General features: G+C 65.9%; 14 protein-coding genes and 3 tRNA genes. 6 read left to right on the forward strand and 11 right to left on the reverse strand.

Annotation, left to right across the window (positions count from 1 at the left end):
* Positions 1-421: 421 nt before the first annotated feature.
* Both JW958_12225 and JW958_12230 read left to right on the forward strand, forming a co-directional pair.
* On the forward strand, positions 422-3,334 hold the full coding sequence (locus JW958_12225; protein ID MBN1827019.1) for an outer membrane beta-barrel protein: 2,913 nt from the start codon (positions 422-424) through the stop codon (positions 3,332-3,334).
* 28 nt (positions 3,335-3,362) lie between these two features.
* Complete coding sequence (locus JW958_12230) at positions 3,363-4,094, forward strand: hypothetical protein (GenBank protein ID MBN1827020.1); 732 nt, start codon at positions 3,363-3,365, stop codon at positions 4,092-4,094.
* A gap of 120 nt (positions 4,095-4,214) precedes the next feature.
* Here the strand turns inward: JW958_12230 and JW958_12235 are convergent, their stop codons facing one another.
* Together JW958_12235 and JW958_12240 are read right to left on the reverse strand one after the other, a co-directional pair.
* A complete protein-coding gene (locus JW958_12235) occupies positions 4,215-6,041 on the reverse strand; it encodes a HAMP domain-containing protein (GenBank protein ID MBN1827021.1) in 1,827 nt (608 codons plus the stop codon).
* The gene (locus JW958_12240) at positions 6,042-6,746 is read right to left on the reverse strand and encodes a response regulator transcription factor (GenBank protein ID MBN1827022.1); all 705 of its coding nucleotides are present in this window, start codon (positions 6,744-6,746) and stop codon (positions 6,042-6,044) included. It abuts the gene before it with no gap.
* Positions 6,747-6,948: 202 nt separating this feature from the next.
* On the opposite strand from JW958_12240, the gene JW958_12245 reads away from it, so the two are divergent.
* A complete protein-coding gene (locus JW958_12245; GenBank protein MBN1827023.1) occupies positions 6,949-9,588 on the forward strand; it encodes a carbohydrate binding family 9 domain-containing protein in 2,640 nt (879 codons plus the stop codon).
* Here the strand turns inward: JW958_12245 and JW958_12250 are convergent, their stop codons facing one another.
* The 4 genes from JW958_12250 to JW958_12265 all read right to left on the reverse strand — a co-directional run bounded on the left by JW958_12250 (position 9,589) and on the right by JW958_12265 (position 13,923).
* Positions 9,589-10,263 (reverse strand): ABC transporter ATP-binding protein, encoded by a 675-nt coding sequence (locus JW958_12250; protein ID MBN1827024.1) that lies wholly within the window; start codon positions 10,261-10,263, stop codon positions 9,589-9,591. It lies immediately after the preceding gene.
* 76 nt (positions 10,264-10,339) lie between these two features.
* Positions 10,340-11,599 (reverse strand): ABC transporter permease, encoded by a 1,260-nt coding sequence (locus JW958_12255; protein MBN1827025.1) that lies wholly within the window; start codon positions 11,597-11,599, stop codon positions 10,340-10,342.
* Positions 11,596-12,825: an ABC transporter permease gene (locus tag JW958_12260; GenBank protein MBN1827026.1), complete on the reverse strand. Its 1,230-nt coding sequence runs from the start codon at positions 12,823-12,825 to the stop codon at positions 11,596-11,598. Before JW958_12260 ends, JW958_12255 begins: the two co-directional genes overlap by 4 nt.
* A gap of 9 nt (positions 12,826-12,834) precedes the next feature.
* On the reverse strand, positions 12,835-13,923 hold the full coding sequence (locus JW958_12265; GenBank protein ID MBN1827027.1) for an efflux RND transporter periplasmic adaptor subunit: 1,089 nt from the start codon (positions 13,921-13,923) through the stop codon (positions 12,835-12,837).
* A 347-nt stretch (positions 13,924-14,270) separates the two neighbouring features.
* Here JW958_12265 and JW958_12270 point away from each other — a divergent pair, with 347 nt between their 5' ends.
* The 3 genes from JW958_12270 (at position 14,271) to JW958_12280 (ending at position 15,965) form a co-directional block, all read left to right on the forward strand.
* Positions 14,271-14,648 carry a DUF134 domain-containing protein gene (locus tag JW958_12270; GenBank protein MBN1827028.1) on the forward strand — a complete coding sequence of 126 codons (378 nt, stop codon included), beginning with the start codon at positions 14,271-14,273 and terminating at the stop codon, positions 14,646-14,648.
* A 100-nt stretch (positions 14,649-14,748) separates the two neighbouring features.
* Positions 14,749-15,099 (forward strand): DUF5320 domain-containing protein, encoded by a 351-nt coding sequence (locus JW958_12275; protein ID MBN1827029.1) that lies wholly within the window; start codon positions 14,749-14,751, stop codon positions 15,097-15,099.
* 107 nt (positions 15,100-15,206) lie between these two features.
* Positions 15,207-15,965 (forward strand): DUF364 domain-containing protein, encoded by a 759-nt coding sequence (locus JW958_12280; GenBank protein ID MBN1827030.1) that lies wholly within the window; start codon positions 15,207-15,209, stop codon positions 15,963-15,965.
* A gap of 23 nt (positions 15,966-15,988) precedes the next feature.
* Here the strand turns inward: JW958_12280 and JW958_12285 are convergent, their stop codons facing one another.
* The 5 genes from JW958_12285 to JW958_12305 form a co-directional block, all read right to left on the reverse strand.
* The gene (locus JW958_12285; protein ID MBN1827031.1) at positions 15,989-16,624 is read right to left on the reverse strand and encodes a hypothetical protein; all 636 of its coding nucleotides are present in this window, start codon (positions 16,622-16,624) and stop codon (positions 15,989-15,991) included.
* Between the two features lie 37 nt (positions 16,625-16,661).
* Positions 16,662-16,737 (reverse strand) — tRNA-His (locus tag JW958_12290).
* Between the two features lie 57 nt (positions 16,738-16,794).
* Positions 16,795-16,867: transfer RNA gene (locus JW958_12295), tRNA-Arg, on the reverse strand.
* A 34-nt stretch (positions 16,868-16,901) separates the two neighbouring features.
* Positions 16,902-17,072 carry a hypothetical protein gene (locus JW958_12300; GenBank protein ID MBN1827032.1) on the reverse strand — a complete coding sequence of 57 codons (171 nt, stop codon included), beginning with the start codon at positions 17,070-17,072 and terminating at the stop codon, positions 16,902-16,904.
* A gap of 165 nt (positions 17,073-17,237) precedes the next feature.
* Positions 17,238-17,311: transfer RNA gene (locus JW958_12305), tRNA-Pro, on the reverse strand.
* Between the last annotated feature and the right edge of the window lie 49 nt (positions 17,312-17,360).

Genomic DNA, 17,360 nt, shown 5'->3' on the forward strand with positions numbered 1-17,360 from the left:
CACCCGCGCGTTGTCGCGAGAGACGAACCGTTCCACTCGGGGGGGCGGCGACGGCCGCCCCCCCATCGAGCGAAGCAAGAGCAAAAACCGGGAATCGGATGGAGCCGCCCGAAAACCGGTTGCGAAAAGCCCCGCGATCCGGGCCCCTTCGAGGGCTCTCCCCTCGCCTCAGGATCGCGCCGGCCGGACCGGCGGCTCCCGAAACAGCAGGGAATCGGAAAGGCAACAGCCTTTCGCCATGGAAGGAAGGGGCGTCATGAACGCCGCTCGACAAGGACCGGAACCCGCTCGCGCCGCCCTCCCCTCGGCCGGTTCGGCCGGGTTTCCGTCCCTGTCCCGCGGACCGGCCCGCCGGGGAAGGTCCGCTCGTCGTAAGTCTCCGTTCCCGTTAGGAGTGGCCGTCATGAGAAGGAGCCGTTCAATGACAACCACCTCGCGCGCCGCGCTCTTTCGGGCGTTCGCGAAACGGATCGCCCCCGCGATCCTTCCCCTTCTCCTGCTCCCCGCCGCCGCGGCGGCTCAGGACACGCCGGAAGCCGCCCCCCTGCGCGGCGGAGGCGTCATCGGACGCGTGGTCAGCTCGGAGACGGGCGACCCGATCCCCTTCGTCGACGTGGTCCTCTTCCGTCCCGATCCCGCGAATCCCGCGGTGGAGACCGCCGTCGCGAACCGGATGACCAACGCCGACGGCGGCTACCGGATCCCCGCCCGGCCGGGCCTCTACCGGCTGCAGGTGAGCCACATCAGCTTCGGCACGACCGACGTCACCGAGGTGCGCGTCGGCGAGAACGAGATCCTCACGTTGAACGTCTCCCTCACGCCGAAGGCGGTCCGCGCCCAGGCGGTGCGGGTGACCGCCGACGCGATTCAGGGGACGGAGACCGCCATCCTCTCCCGACAGAAGAAGGCCGCCGCGGTGAGCGACGGCGTCAGCGCCGAGCAGATCAAGCGCACCCCCGACTCGGACGCCGCGGAGGTCCTCCATCGCGTGACGGGCCTGTCGGTGGTGAACGACCGCTACGTCTTCGTACGCGGCCTCGGAGAGCGCTACAACTCCACCAAGGTGAACGGCAACACCATCGGCACGCCGGAGCCGAACAAGCGTGTGGTCCCGCTCGACCTCTTTCCGTCGAGCATGCTGGACAACGTGATCGTCCAGAAGACCTTCACGCCGGACCAGCCGGGCGAGTTCGGCGGCGGCGTGGTGGACGTGAACACCCGCGACTTCCCCGGCCGCCGCACCTGGTCCCTCTCCCTCTCCAGCGGATACCGGGAGGGGACCACGGGAAGCGGATTCCTCACCTACGACGGGGGGAAATACGACTGGCTCGGCTTCAGCGGAGGCAAGCGCGCCCTCCCGGACCTGGTGGAGGAACTCGCCTCGGACAAGCTGATCAAGGGGGGAACCTCGATCCTCCATCCCAGCGAATTCACGGACGAGGAGTTCATCGCCCTCGGCCGTTCTTTCGAAAACACATGGTCGCCCCGCACGGAAGACGCGTCTCCCGCCTATAATTTCAGCGGCTCCTACGGCGACGAGATTCTCTTCCTGGGGCGACCGCTCGGATTCATCGGCAGCGCCTCGCTCAGAAACGGCTTCACCACCAAGCAGTATCAGAGCCGTCTCTATGAAGGAGGAGCGGGCAATCTGAATAGAAGGCTCGATCTGGAGGGGGAGGCGTCCACCGCGTCGGTGCTCTGGGGGAGCATGCTGAACGCCAACTACCGGTTCGGACTCGCCCACACGCTCCACCTCCGCACCATGTACAACCGGAGCGCCGAGGACGAGGTCAACGTCTACGACGGCGAGGACACCAGCCTCAGCGTGCCGAAGAAGTCGACCCAGCTCCGCTTCGTGGAGCGGGGGCTCTGGACGACCTCGGTCGGGATGGACCACACCCTCCCCGGCTGGAGGAAGGATTCGCGGCTCCACTGGGAGGCGGGCTACTCCTACGCCGAGAGGAACGAACCGGACCGCCGGACCTATCTGTACGAGGAACGGGTGCCGCCGGGCGACTCGGTCGCGACCTGGATGTACGTCGGCCGGACCAACGCGCAGGAACTCACCCGCCTCTTCTCCTACATGGACGAGAACGAGAGGGACTACAAGCTCGACTGGACCTTCCCCTTCGATCAATGGGGCGGGCTGGAGAGCAAGTTCAAGATCGGTTGGTCCCACATGAACAAGGACCGGGAGAGCTGGACCCGCCGGTTCAACTACAACAAGCCGAGCCAGACCGGCGACTACGACTTCACCACCGATCCCGAGATGCTCCTGGCGGACGAGAACATCGGCCTGGTGAGGGAGCGGAACAAGTGGCACATCGAGGAGGAGACGGAGGCGACCGACCGCTACCAGGCCCACCACGACCTGGACGCGGCCTACTGGATGGTCGACATGCCGGTGCACCGCCGGGTCCGCCTCGTGACGGGAATCCGGTGGGAGTGGTCGGACCAGAAGGCGGTCACGCGGGAACCGCTGATCGCGACCGCGAAGGACAACGTCGCGGAGCTGAAGACGGCCGACGCCCTCCCGTCGGTCAATTGCACCTACACGCCCCACCGGGACGTGAACCTCCGACTCGCCTACAGCAAGACCCTCAACCGGCCGGATCTGCGGGAGCTCACCCCCTTCACGATGGTGGACTTCATGACCTACGGGCTCCGCACGGGGAATCCCGAGCTGGAGCGCGCGATCCTTCACAACTACGACTTCCGCTTCGAGTTCTATCCGGGCTACACGGAGCTCCTCGCCTTTTCCGCCTTCCACAAGGAGATGAAGGATCCGATCGAGGAGAGCGTCATCGGCGGCGAGAACCCGGTCTTCATCCCGGAGAACGGCGAGGACGGCCGGCTCACCGGCGTCGAGCTGGAGGCGCGGTTCAGCCTCGGCCGGATCGCCTCGCCGCTCCGGAACCTCGGGCTCTACAGCAACTACACGCGTGTGAATTCGGAGACCAAGACCGGCCGGCTCGGCGTGGCGAACAACAAGGAACGCCCCCTGCAGGGGCAGTCGGATTACGTGGTCAATCTCGGCCTCTTCTACTCGAGCCCCAAGGGCGTTACGAACGCCTCGATCCTCTACAACCTGTTCGGGAAACGTCTCGCCCAGGTGGGCCTTTACGAGATGCCGGACGTGTACGAGACACCCCGGCACAGCCTAGATTTCACCTTCAGCCGAGCCTTCTTGGGTGGCGCGCACCTCAAGGTGGCGATCGAGAACCTGTTGGACGACGACGTCCGCTTCGAGCTGGACGGCGACATCGAAGATCCGATCACCTACAGCGCTAAATCGGGAAGGAAGATCTCCCTCTCCCTCTCCTACGGCTCGTAAGGTCGACGGATCGATGAGGAAGCATGAGATGAGGAACGGACTTTGGAGAATCTGCGCAACCCTCGCCCTCGCCGCGCTCGCCCTGACGGCGGCGGATCGGGCGGCCGGCGCCGAGAAGAGCGGCTCCGGCGAAGTCCCCGCCGCCGACTCGACCACCTTCACGCCCCCGCCGAAACCGCCGGAGGCGGACATCATTCCCAAGGCGCCGATGGGCGTCCCGAGGGAGAGAGAGTCCCTCATCGACGGCCATCCGCTGTCGGCCAAGGAGAGGGACCCGGAGATCGAATCGGTCTACCGCGGGCGGAGGCTCGTCGAACCGATGGAGGACTACGAACTGGAGGGGTGGTATTACGATTCCGTGGACGATGTGGCCCGGGCGGTGCTCGAGGCGATCGAGGAGGACACCGAGACGGCGCTCCGGCGGCTGGTGGTCACCAAGGAGGAGTTCGACATCCTCTTCTGGCCCGAGTTCCCTACGAGCCGCCCCTTCACCAACATCACCTCGAACGACGCCTGGCTGATCCACAAGGGGAACACGCTGGACGGCATCGTCGAGCTCCGAACCGCCTACGGCGGCAAGGAGCTTCTCTTCGGCTGGGCGCAAGTGGTCACCGGCTTGGCGGAGTACACCAATTTCAACCTCTACAAGGGAATCGAAATCCACGCCTTCACCCGGACCGGCGAGGAGATCGTCATCGACCAGGTGAAGACCATCGCCGAGCGGAATGGGCGCTGGAAAGTATATATGTATAAAGATTAAGGCCCGACGGATCGCCGGCGACTCGTTCACGAGACCGCTCCGAACGGAACGGTCCTTTTCTCTCCCGTCCGGAGGAGAGTGCGGCGGCGGGTCGGAGCGCGGCGCGGGCGTTTTCCGCGATCAGTTCCCGGATTCGAAGAGCGACGGAGGGGAGGGCGGAGCGGGGCGCGGCGCGGCGGAGGGGAAGCGGACACGAAAGACGCTCCCCGCGCCGGGCGTGCTCTCCAGGGAAACCGATCCGCCCATGGCGAGTGCCTGATGCTTGACGATCGCCAGACCGAGCCCGGTTCCGCCGAGCCGCCGGGAACGGGCCTTGTCGACGCGGTAGAACCTCTCGAAGATACGGGCCTGATGCTCCTTGTCGATGCCGATCCCCGTGTCCTCCACCTCGAGGGTCACCGCGCTCCCGTCGTCCCGCAGGCGCACCCAGATCTTTCCCCCCGCGGGAGTGTACTTGAGGGCGTTGTCGAGCAGGTTGTCGGCGATCTGCCGGAGCCCTTCCGCGTCGCCCGAAACCGGCAGGGGAAACTCCGGTATCCCCGTTTCCAAATGAAGCCCCTTCGAACGGGCGACCGGCAGAAGGCCCTCCAGAGACTCCCGCACCGGGACACGCAGGTCCACCAGCTCGCGATCCGCCGCGCCGTCCTTCGATTCGAGCCGGGAAACCGCGAGCAGATCGGTGACCAGGTTGGTGAGACGCGCCGTCTGCTCATTGATCCGGCCGAGAAAGTCGCGCGACCTCGCCGGCTCCATCTCCGGGTCGTCGATCATCGTCTCCACGAGTCCCCGGATCGCCGTGACCGGCGTCTTCAGCTCGTGGGAGATGTTGGCGACGAAATCCTTGCGGATCGCTTCCAGGCGGCGGAGTTCCGTCACGTCGTGGAGCACCAGCACCGCGCCGGCGAGCCGGTCGTCCCTGTCCCGGAGCGGGGAGGCTTTCATCTCGATGAACCGCTCGTCCCCGCCCGACACGACCCGCGTTTCCGAGGTGAGGTCCCGCACCTCCCGCATGGTGCGGGAGAGCAGCTCGCTCACGGTCCGCACGTGAGTGGCCGCCGAGATCCGCCGGCCCACCGCCCGGTCCGCGTCGGCGCCGATGATCCGCGCCGCCACGGAGTTGATGTGAAGGACCTTTTCGGAACGGTCCACGGCGATCACCCCCTCCACCATGCTGGAGAGGATCGCCACCACCTTGTTCCGGTCGAGGACGATCGTCTCCATCCGCGCCCGAAGCTGCTCGATCATGCTGTTGAAGGCGCGGCCCAGATCCCCCACCTCGTCATTGGAGAGGATCTCGAGTGGATGATCGTACTCGCCGCCCGCGACGGCCATGGCGGCTCGGGTCATGCGGACCAGGGGTTCGGTGACGCGGCGGGCGAGGAAGAATCCGATGAGGAGCGCGAGCGCCGACGCGATCACCACGGTGAGAACCACGACGGCGCGGATCTGCCCGAGCCGCCGGTCCACGTCGGTGAGGGGAAGGGAAGCGCGGACGAAGCCGAGAAGATGATCGCCGCGGCGCACCGGGATGGCCAAATACATCATCCGCATGCCGACGGTGTCGCTGAATCGTGTGGCGGTGCCCGACTCGCCGCCGCGCGCGGCGCGCACTTCCTGCCGGTCCCCGTGGTTATCCATCCGCGCCGGGTCCATCTCGGAATCGGCGATCACTACGCCGTCGGAACGGATCACGGTGAAACGTGTCCCGATCCGGCCGCCCAGGTCCTCAACGCGGCCCTGAAGGGAAGGATCCCGCTCCCCGGATAGCGCCTTCCATGAGATCTCGCGGAGAAGGATCGCCTCCGCTTCGAGATTGCGGCGCGTCCGAGCGATGGAGTCGCGTTCGATTCCGCGGGAGACGAAGGCGCCGATGATGAAGGCGCTGCCCAGGATCAGGGTGACGTAGCCCGCGTAGAGCTTCCAGAGAAGACGGGATCGTACGAACACCTATTCGGCGACCTCCAGGAATTTGTACCCCGCGCCGCGGACGGTCTGAATCAGGTCGCGATGTCTGCCGAGTTTCTTGCGGATCGAATTGACATGCACGTCCACGCTCCGGTCGATCACCACCGTGTCCGGGCCGACGACCTGATTGAGCAGCTCGTAACGGCTGAAGACCCATCCGGGCCGGGAGGCGAGAACGCCGAGAAGGCGAAACTCGGTGTGGGTGAAATCGACCCGCTCGCCGCCGATGGTGATCTCGTGGCGCCCCACGTCGATCACCACGTTCCGCACCCGGATGCGGGTTTCTCCGGACACGCCTTCCTTCACCGGGCCGCGGCGGAGGACCGCCTTGACGCGGGCCACCAGCTCCTTGGGGCTGAAGGGTTTGGTCAGATAGTCGTCGGCGCCCACGCCGAGGCCCAGCACCACGTCGCTCTCGTCCCCCTTGGCGGTGACCATGATGACCGGAATGCCGCGGGTACCGGGATCCGACTTGAGCTTCTTACAGATCTCCACGCCGTCGATGCCCGGAAGCATCAGGTCGAGAAGCACCAGATCGGGCGCCTCTTTCCGGACCTTCCGCAGCCCCTCTTCGCCGTTCAACACGGGGGATACGATGAATCCTTCTCGGCTCAAATTATAGGCGATGACCTCGACGATGTCCGGCTCGTCCTCGATCACCACGACATGCGGTTTCTTCGGCGGAATCGCGCACCTCCTTTCGGCTCCCTCCCGCTCGGGGATGGGGGATCGGCGAGAGATTCGGATCTTCGGCGTCTTTATATTGTATCGCAGGTTCTGTTAAGATCCGGTTAAAGAATGCCCACCCGAGCGGCTCCGCGCGTCTCCCACCTCGCGCGCCGATCCCCGTCGGGGACGACCGCGCCCCCAAACAGGGAGAAAACGAACCGTGCCGACAGCGAGGAAAACCGCACCGTCCCTTCTCGCGCTGATCCTCTTCTGCGCCGCTCCGGCCGCGCCTCTTCGAGCCGAAGACGGCCCGCCCGCGCGCGCCGCCCGGGCCGAACCGGTCGAGGCGGGCGCGATCCGGGTCGACGGCCGCCTCGACGAAGCGGCGTGGCGAACCGCGGCATTCACCGGCGACCTCCTGCAGAAGGATCCGGACGAAGGCGCCCCCTCCACGCGCCGCACCGAGGTCGCGTTCCTCTACGACCGGGAGGCGCTCTACGTGGGCGCGCGCCTGTTCACCGAAGACCCCGGCGCGATCCGCGCCGCCGTCGCGCGGCGGGACAACTCCGGGAACGCGGAACGGTTGATCGTCACCTTCGACACCTATCACGACCGCCGCACGGCCGTATCGTTCGCCGTCACCGCCGCGGGGGTGCGCATCGACTACCATCACCCCGAGGATGAGGAGCAGAGCCGGGACTACTCCTTCGACCCGGTCTGGGAAGCCCGTACCGCGCGGAGCGGCGAAGGGTGGACCGCGGAGATGCGGATCCCCTTCTCGCAGCTCCGCTTTCGCGACCACCCGGAACAGGTGTGGGGCCTCAACCTGAACCGATGGATGCCGGACCGGAACGAGGACGCCTACTGGGCGCTCATCCCGAAGGAGGAGAGCGGCTACGCCTCCCGCTTCGGCGAGCTGGCCGGAATCGAGGGGATCCGCCCCTCGAGCCGGATGGAGGTGATCCCCTATTTCGCCGCCGAGGCGAACATCACCGGCGGCGTGGACGACGCCGATCCCTTCCGGGACGAAACGGAAACGGCGACGCGCGCCGGCGCCGATTTCAAGATGGGGCTCGGGCCGAACCTGACCCTCGAAGGGACGGTGAATCCGGACTTCGGCCAGGTGGAAGCGGACCCGGCGGAGGTCAACCTGACCGCCTACGAGACCTTCTTCGAAGAGCGCCGCCCCTTTTTCATCGAGGGATCGAGCCTCCTCGGAGGCGAGGGGCCGGACTACTTCTACTCCCGGCGCATCGGCGCCGCCCCCCATCTCGACGCGGAGGGGGACTACGCGGACGCGCCGCAGAACGCCACCATCCTCGGCGCCGCCAAGCTGACGGGCCGGCTGAACCGCGGCCTCTCCCTGGGCGCCCTCGGCGCCGTCACCGCCCGGGAATACGCCCGCGTCTACACCGAGTCGACGGGCGCCTTCTCACGGGTCAAGACGGAACCGCTCACCGGGTACGGCGTGCTCCGCCTGCAGCAGGAGTTCGGCGACGAGGGTTCCACGTGGGGTTTCATGCTGACCGGCGCCGGACGGGACATGAGCGACGGCGAGCCGGTCGCCTCCGAGCTGGTCCGGAGCGCCGTCACCGGCGGCGCGGACTGGACGTGGCGTTTCGGGGACCACGCCTACGCCCTCACCGGGCATGTCGGCTTCAGTCACGTGCGCGGGGACTCCTCCGCGATCCTTCGCGTCCAAAGATCGAGCGCCCATTACTATCAGCGCCCCGACGCGGACCACGTCGATCTCGACTCCTCGCGGACGTCGCTCACCGGCCACGCCTTCGCGCTGGAGCTGGAGAAAAACGCCGGGAGACACTGGCTTTGGGAAGGGAGCGTCTCCTTCGAGTCTCCCGGTTTCGAGCTGAACGATCTGGGTGAACTGCAATCGGCGGACGACATCGACGCGCGGGCGAGCCTTCGCTACCGGGAGACCGCGCCGGGCCCGCTGCTGCGCGACTACTCCATCGGCCTTTACAATCTGCGCTCGTGGAACTACGGCGGCGACGCCGTCGGCGGTGGGCATGAAATCAACGCGAACGTGACCTGGCGGAACCATTGGACGAGTTGGTGCGGCTACTACATCGGGCCGCGCCGGAAGAGCGACTCCCTCACCCGGGGCGGGCCTCTCATGGAGACACTGCGGCTCCACAACGCGTGGATCGGCGGCTCGACCAACCACGCCTCCGACGTCCGCGGGGAAATCGGGGCCGCCTGCTACTGGTGGGAAACGGGCGGGTGGAGGCGCGAAGCGGAGGCGACCCTATCGGTCCGGACGGGCGGGCGCTGGGAGTTCTCCCTCGAGCCGTATTACGGCCGCACCGAGGAACCCCGGCAGTACGTGGCGACCATCGACGGCGGCCGCGAGGAAACCTACGGGAAGCGTTACGTCTTCTCGCGGATCGAACGGTCCACGGCGAGGGCGCGGTTCCGGCTGACGTACGCCTTCCATCCGGACCTCACCCTCGAGGCGTACGCCGAGCCCTTCGCCGCGAGCGGGCGATACTACGAATTCGGGGAACTGGAAGCCGCCGGAAGCCGAAACCTGATCGTGTACGGGGAAGAGGGGGGAACCACGATCGCCGGGAGCGAGGACGGCTCCCGGACCGTCACCGACGGAGACGCCCAGTTCGTCCTCGGTGATAGGGATTTCCGGGTTCTCTCCTTCCGGAGCAACGTGGTCCTCCGATGGGAGTGGCGCCCGGGAAGCACGCTCTACCTCGTCTGGCAGCAGAACCGGGAGGCGGAAGAAAACCCGTCGGGGTTCGTGGGGGGACGGGATCTGGTCGACAGCATCACGAGCGAAGGGGATCACTTCCTCGGCCTGAAGATCTCCTACTGGCTCCCGCTTTCGTGACTATTGCCGTTCGTCGGAGGAGACGGCGCCGTCGTGAAGCTGGACGATCCGGCGGGTTCTCTTGGCGATGAACTCGTCGTGGGTGATCAGCACCATCGTGTGCCCCTTCTCCCACAGCTCCTCGAAGAGATGGACGATGTCCTTGCCGGCGCCGGAATCGAGGTTTCCCGTCGGCTCGTCGGCGAGGATGATGTCCGGCTCGCAGGCGAGAGCCCGGGCGATGGCGACCCGCTGCATCTGTCCTCCCGAAAGCTCGGTCGGTTTGTGATTCATCCGGTCCGCCAGGTCGACCTGTTCGAAGAGATGCTCCACCCGTTCCCGGCGCTCCCTCGTCCGCATCCCCTTGAAGAGAAGCGGCATCTCCACGTTCTCGTAGGCGCTGATGAGGGGAAGCAGATTGAAGTTCTGGAAGACGAAACCGATCCTCCGGTTCCGGATCTCCGCGAGGCGGTCCGCGCCGAAGCCGGCCACCTCTTCTCCGCGGAGGCGATAGGATCCCACCGTCGGCGTGTCGAGACATCCCACGATGTTCATGAGCGTCGATTTTCCCGAGCCCGAGGGGCCGACGACGGAGACGAACTCGCCCTGCCCTATGGCGAGATCGATCCCGCGAAGCGCCATCACCTTCATCGCCCCGGTCCGGTACGCCTTGCCGACCCCCTGCAGATCGATCAGCGCGCCGTTCGAGCCGCCCGTTGAATCTCCGTTTTTCCGTTTCCCGCCGAAACCGAACATGTGGTTCACACCTTTCTTATTCGAACCGGAGCGCCACCGCGGGCTGAACAGTCGCCGCCTTGCGGGAGGGAAAAAACCCCGCCAGCAGCCCGACCATCCCGAGCAACAGAACCGTGGCGAGCGCGATGGGGAGCGAGAAGGTCGGCTCGCCCATGAAGGCGAGCGCTTCGCTGTCGCTCCGGCTCACGACGAACGCCACGGCGCGGACGATGCCGTAGCCGACGGGCGCGCCGATCGCGCCGCCCAGAGCGGTCAGCACGACAGCCTCCAAGACGATCGGCCCCATCACCCATACCCGGCGCGCGCCGAGGGCCATCTGCACTCCGATGGTGCGCGTCCTCTGCCGCACCACCGCATACATGATGTTCGCCACGCCCATCCCGCCGATCAGCAGGGTGAGACCGCCGATGATCCCGAGAAAAATCTGGATGCCGAGCATCATGGCGTTCATCTGCCGCGCCGATTCCCCCACGTCCCAGATGTTGAGCGCCCTCTGATCCTCCGCGTCGAAACGGTATTTGGAGGCGAGCACCTCCCGCACCCGCCGTTCGACCAACTCGGTCTGCTCCGGCGTTCGCGGCCGGATCACGATGTCGTCGTTGTAAGGATCGCCGAAGATCGCCAGGAAGGTGCTGAAGGGCATGGCGGCGTGGTTCTCGTCGGGACCGCCGTACATCCCCATCTGCCGCTTCTCCTTCATCACGCCGATCACGGTGAAGGGGGCGCCGTTCAATAGAACCGTTTTCCCCACCGCCTCCTCGTCACCGAAAAGCTCCCTCTTGACCGTGAAGCCCAGAAAGAGAACGCGGCGTTTCAGCTCCTCGTCGAAACGGTCGATGAACCGCCCCCCCGGCTCGGGGAAGTGGGCGCGCATGTCGCCGTACTCCGGCTGCACGCCGATCACTTTTTTATTCAGCGTCTTCCGGCCCACGGTGAGCTGGGTTCCCCAGCGGATCATCTCTCCGCTCATCTGAGCGATCTCGGGGATGCTGCCACGGATCAGATCCAGGTCGTCCGGCCGCGTCCAGATCCGCCGCCCCGCCGGGAATCCGGCGTAGGCGCGGCTCGTCTCGCCCGCCCAAACCACCATGATCCCCGTGCCGAGCCCGCGCCTTCCTTCGTTCATGCTCCGCTTCATCCCCTCGCCGAAGGAGAGAAGCAGGATGATGGAGATGGTTCCCCAGGCGATCGCCATCACGGTCATCCCCATGCGCTTCCGCTGTACCCGCGCGGTTCGTGCGAAGAGACGGAAGACGAGTCCCGGCCCGTGGGTCATAACCTAAGCGCCTCCACCGGTTTGAGGTTCGCCGCGTTCCGCGCCGGGAAATAACCGGCGAGGATGCCGACCACGCCGAGCGCCGCCGTCGTGATCCCCACCGCGGTGGGGGACATCACCTGTGTGCCGATGTGTTCCTGCAGAGAGGAGAGGGCGACGGCCCGGACGATCGCGTAGGTGACGGCGAGGCCGAGGGCGCCGCCGAGAACGGTGAGCAATCCCGTCTCGAAGAGGAACTGGCCGATCACATAGCGCCTCTTGGCCCCGAGGGCCATCTTGATCCCGATCTCCTTGGCCCGCTCCTCCACCACCACGTGCATGATGTTGCTGACGCCGATCCCTCCCACCACCAGAGTGAGCACGCCGGTCACGCCGAGAAAGCCGCGAAAAACAAGAAAGAACGTGTTCAGGAACTGGCGGAACTCGGTGGTGTCCCACATCATGATCGCCTCTTCGTCGTCGGGATCGAAACGGAACCGGCGGGCGAGCACCTCCCGCACCTTCCGCATCATCGATTCGACATCGGAGGCGTCATCGACCTGAATGATAAAGTTGTTCACGTATTGATTGCCATACATGGACCGCATGGTTTCGCTCGCCATGAACGCCTTGTTCTCGTCCGGGCCGTTGTAGTTCATGTCCTGGCTCTTGGGACGCATGACGCCGACCACCTGGAAAGGGACGCCGCCGATCTGCACGTACCGGCCGATCGCGTCCTGGCCGCCGAAGAGATCGTTCTTTAACTCGTCGCCGATGAAAATGGAGCGGCGGCGTTGGTTCATATCGAGCGGATTCAGAAAGCGGCCTCCCTCTTCGGCGAGCACGTTCCGGATTTCGCCGAACTCGGGGGAGACGCCGATGAAGCCGGGGACCACCGTCGTTCGGCCCACTTTGAACCGCAACGTGTGGACGCGGAATTCTTCGCTCACACCGGTCAGTTCCGGGATCTCCCGCCGGAGAAGGTCCACGTCCTCGGCGGTCATCCGCACGCGACGCCCCTTGGGAAGTCCCCGCCAGGGAGCGCTTGTCCTCGAGGGGAAACAAATCACGATGTTTTCACCGAGCCCCCTCATGGAAAGATCGATGTGTTCCTGCAGGCCTTCGCCGAAGATCAGCAGCAGGCTGACCGCCGTGGTTCCCCAGACGATCCCGAAGAGGGTGAGCGCGAGACGGAGTTTCTGCGCCCTAAGATCCCGCAAAAATTGTTTGAGGTATCCACGCAGCATGGGTTCCGCCTAGATCTCCCGCGCCGGCATTTGGACCACCGATTCGCCATCCTCGAGACCGGAGAGAACTTCCGCCTGCAGACCGTCGCTGAGGCCGATCGTGATCTCCCGGCGCACCGGCTCGCCGCCCGGTTGATCCGGCGGCATATGGACGTAAACCTTCTCCCCTTCGAAGACCAGAAGCCTCTCCGGCACGAGAAGCACGTCGTTCTTTTCACGGATGATGATGTCCGCGTTGGCGGAGTAGCCGGCGCGGAGGAGCGCCCCGCCGCGGTCCTCGATCTCCACTTCCACGTCGAAGAGGGTCGAGCCGTCATCCTCGGTCGCCTTGGGAGCGATCCGGGTGAGACGGCCGACTATCGCCGCGTCGGGCAAAGCGCCCACGTTGATCCGGACCGGCAGGCCCTCGGAGAGCTTCCCCACGTCGATCTCGTCCACCGTCCCCTCGAAGAGAAGGCGGTCCATGTCGGCGATGGTGAGAAGAGCGGTCCCGGCCTGGTAGGAAGTGAGCGGCACCACCGGGTCCCCCGGATCGACCATCCGCTCCAACACCGTGCCCGTCGATTTGGCGCGAATGATCGAGTCCACGTTCCTCTCGGCGTTGTGGATCTTTCCCTCCTTGAGAAGGGCGAGGCGTTCCCGGGAAAGCTCGAAGCCGACACGCGCCTGATCGTACGCTTTGCGGGAAGCGTCGAAATCGTCCTGAGAGACGAGTCCGCTTTTCTGGAGCGACTGGGTCCTTTCGTATTCCGCCCGGGCCCGATCGAAGTTGATCTCCGCCAGTTCCACGTTCCTCTCCCCTTCGGTCAGCTCCAGCGGGGTCGGGTTCGGATTGATCTCCAGAAGGCGGTCGCCGGCGGCGATGCGATCCCCCACCTCGACGAAACAGGTCCGGACGATGCCGCTGATCTGCGACTTCACCTGAAACTCCTGCTCCGGAACGATCTGGCCGGTGGCGAGCGCCTTGTCGACGATCGTCCCCCGATCGATCGGGACGAGGGTAAACCCTCCGTTCTCGCTCGAGTCGCCGCGGGAAACGAAAACCGCGCCGATGGCGACGACCACGACCACCGCGCCGATGACGAGGACCTTTCGCATGAGATTCTCCTTCCTGGACGAGCCGCTCCACCTGCGCCGAAGAGGGCGCGGGAGAAGGGTCGGAAATGATCGGAAGACCGGACCGCCGCGGGCGCGGCCGCACACCCATTAAGACGGTGGCTCTCTTGTCTACGTTGACATGGATCGGCGTGTTTCGGCCTATCTGGCCGAGGACGGATCGCGGACGGGGAGAGCCCTTCGGTCCCGGATCCTCTTTGGGTGAAGGGAGTGAGTGTCCGGCACCGAAAACGTGGGGCGCGAGGAAAGTGAAAAACCTTCCGCTCAAGCGAAAAACCCCCCTTGACGATCACCAGTAATGAGCATATGCTTATAACCGGAGGATCGAGATGCCCAGACCGCACAGACCGAGAAGAATCATGCAGGGACTCGGCGGCCGGGTTTACCACCCTCTCGGCTCCCCCCCAGGACGGACGGAGAGGGTGGTGCTCACCCTCGATCAATTGGAGGCGATCCGGCTCGCCGACGTGGAAGGGCTCTACCAGGACGCCGCGGCGGACAGGATGGGCGTCTCGCGGGCTACCTTCGGGCGGATCATCGCCGAGGCGCGCCGCGTCGTCGGGGACGCGCTGGTGAACGGCAAGGCGATCGAAATCGCCGGAGGCGTGGTGGACGAGAGCCCCTCCCTCCCACCGCAAGGCGGTCACGGCCGCGGCTGGGGGAGAAGGAGACGGTTCCACGGCGGGGATGGGCGCCCGCGCGGCTAGCCGCCGTCCGAGCGCCCGGCACCGCCGACAAGAACCGAGAACGAACGAAAACGGAATTCCGGCCGCCCCGCGAGGGACCGGCCGGGAAAGGAGGCAGAAGATGCCTGGATTCAATGGAATGGGACCGAGGGGCGAAGGACCCCGTACCGGTTGGGGAATGGGACGCTGCGCCCCGGGCGCGGGGCCTGCGCAGCCGCCCCAAATGGGTGACGCCCCGGACGCCCCCGCCGGATGGCAGGGGTACGGCTATGGTTACGGCATGGGGATGGCCTGGAGGCGCGGCGGCGGTTGGGGCCGCGGGCGTGGCTTCGGTCGTGGCTTCGGCCGCGGCATGGGAATGGCCTGGGGTCGCCGTTTCGGATGGGGCGCCGGATGGGGGCCCGGACCTTATCCTTACCCCCAGGGACCGGAGGGGCCGCCCCCCCAGCAGCAGAATCCGGAAACGGAATAGGCGATGTGATACAATGCCGCGGACGGCGGCGGGGGGCTCCCGGCCTTCCGCCGCCTTTCTCCGTCGCGCGGGTGGCCGCTGAGGGCGCCCGCCCCGAGGATCACCCCGTGAACTTAATCGACGAGCTACTCGAAGACCTTCCCGATGGGCGGCTCCGCCGGGCGCGGATCGGCCTCCACTGGACGGGGGTCGTCGCGGAAACCGATGCCGGCCTCCGCTGCGGCCTCGCCTCCACACTCGCCTCGCCCCACGACCACGCCGGAGGGCCCGACCTTCCGGAGGCGGGCGGGATCGAGGGGATGGACGCACGGGAGGTCGCCGGCTGGCTTCGATCGGACCCGGAGAGGGAACCGGTCCGGCGGAGCGTGGGCGCGGCGGCGCTGAACGCCCTCCTTCCCCCACGGCCCGAGGCCTGGGTCGACCGGAACGCCTCCGAGGTGATCGCCGAGAGGGGCGAAGGACGGAAGGTCGTTCTGATCGGGAGCTTTCCCTTCACGCAAGCGCTCCGGAAAAGGGTGGGGGAGCTGATCGTTCTGGACCGGCGCCCCCGCGAGGGCGCCCTGCCGGCGGACCGCGCGGGAGATGTTCTCCCGGCGGCCGACGTGGCGGCGATCACCGGAATGACTCTCCTGAACGGGAGCCTGGAAGCGCTTTTGAGAATGGTGCGCCCCGAGGCCACGGTGCTTCTCCTCGGGCCGAGCACCCCTCTCTCGCCGGTCCTCCACGGGCACGGCGTGGATCTCCTCTCCGGATCGGTTGTGACCGACATCGACGCGGTCCTGCGTGTCCTCGGCCAGGGAGGAACCTTCCGTCAGATCCACCGCGCGGGCGTGCGTCTGGTTACCATGGAGAAGAGCGGGAAGTAAGCGAGTGCCCCGGAAGGGGGTGTTCAGCGGAAGAGCGTCTTGAGCCGCCCCCAGTCGACCCGTTCCGTCGAAGACGGCCCACCGCAGGAAAAGGGGGGACAGGTTTCTCCCGGATCCGCGAATGTGCCGCTCCCACCGGACCAGCGTTGCCACCAACAGTTCCTTCCATCCAGAACGAAACCGACGCACCCCTCCTCGGACACACGGATCCGGAAGGTTCCGAAACGAACCGGCATGGGCATCGCCTGTCCGTCGGGCGCTCGGGCGAACGCCGCGGCCAACCAGCAACGGGCGTTCGGATAGGCCTCGATGATCGGGTCGGAGGGGAATCCGTCCCCCGGCCCACTGACTCCGGTATCGTAAAACATGGAGGGGATCCAATCGTTCTGGATGTGAAACTCGAACTGGGGATCCGTCACCAGATCCTTGTTTTGGACGCAAAAGGCGCAGGCGAGGTAATGGGGATCTTCGAAGTCGCGAAAGAACAGATCGAACACGATCGTGTCGCCCACGACCGCCTCGGCGAGGCCCATGTCATCCGCGTGGCACAGGAGATCGCCATTCCGATCGAGCCCCACGAAATCGGCCGACACGGATTGGAAAGAGGCGGAGAAGACGAGAAGAAACGCCGGCAGGAATCTTCGGGAGGGACAGCGCACCGCTCTCCTCCTGTCGAGAGGACCGGAAACGGTCGAATGGGGTGAGCGACGGGGATCGAACCCGCGACAACCAGATCCACAGTCTGGGGCTCTACCGACTGAGCTACGCCCACCATCCGAGAGGAAAAATACTACGCCAAGGGAGTGGTAGGGACAAGAGGGAAAGAGACCGCGCCCGGCAGGAATCGAACCTGCAACCTACGGATTAGAAGTCCGTTGCTCTATCCGTTGAGCTACGGGCGCCCCGCCTGACGATAGCACACAGTGCCCGCAACGGTCATCCGAGGGTGGACCCGAGATAGTAGGGCCACAAGACCAATCCCAGCAAGCCTTTGCCGAATGAGAGGTGCGCGAAGCCGACCGTGAAGAGCCAGCCGGCGAACCAGATCGGTCCCATCAGGCCGGCCACCTCCATCTTTCCCCGAATCTCTCTCTTTTCGACGCCCATGGGGATCCTCCCGTAACGAACGAGTCACGACCAGACGATCCTTGATAACCGCAACAATCGGGGCGGCCGGATCCCCGGAACGCCTCCGACCGGCGTTCCGAGCGAGTCGGTTCCGATACGACTCGATCGGAATCCGCTCTCCACTCCCCGAACCTGTCATCAATCTCGGGGCGGCCGGATTTGAACCGGCGACACCCTGCTCCCAAAGCAGGTGCGCTACCGGGCTGCGCCACGCCCCGAATCTTTGTATTTTATGCTTTTTCCCCCGTTGTTGTCCGGTCCCTTCCA

The sequence above is a fragment of the Candidatus Eisenbacteria bacterium genome (genome assembly GCA_016930695.1).
Taxonomy (GTDB): domain Bacteria; phylum Orphanbacterota; class Orphanbacteria; order Orphanbacterales; family Orphanbacteraceae; genus JAFGGD01.